Annotated in this window: 1 protein-coding gene; it reads right to left on the bottom strand. The window is 63.8% G+C overall.

The window, feature by feature from the left end:
• Positions 1–410 (bottom strand): Arm DNA-binding domain-containing protein (locus tag U5805_RS31645; protein WP_322107408.1); only part of this gene is annotated, 410 nt, incomplete at its 3' end.
• Between the last annotated feature and the right edge of the window lie 15 nt (positions 411–425).

Raw genomic sequence — 425 nt, forward strand, 5'->3', positions numbered from 1 at the left:
TTCTCCAGCCAGATAGGCCGCAGGACTTCGGCGCAGTCGGCGGGCGTGATCGAGTCTAACGGCTTGCCGCCGAGCTTGGGGAACACATAAGCCTCTAACGACCTAAGCCAATCGTTCCCGTGCTTCTCGTTCCGCCAACCCGGTTTGAGTTCTTCGTGGACTTGGCGAGCCGCCTTTTCGAAGGTGAGCGCGGCGGCTGCAATGCTGGCGGTCTGCTGTTCGCGGTCGCGCTCCTCAGTCGGGTCTTTGCCCGCGTCGATCTGGCGGCGCATCGCGAGCGCCTTGTCGCGGGCGTCGGCAATCGTGACTTCGGGATAGACGCCGAGGCCCGCATCGCGGCGCTTGCCCGTTGTCGGGCTGGTAAAGCGCAGCGTCCACTTGCTGCCCGTTTTGCCGGGAGTGAGTAGCAATCCCGTTACCTTACC

Origin of the sequence: Paraburkholderia sp. J41 (assembly GCF_905220235.1) — a bacterium.
Taxonomy (GTDB): Bacteria; Pseudomonadota; Gammaproteobacteria; order Burkholderiales; family Burkholderiaceae; genus Paraburkholderia.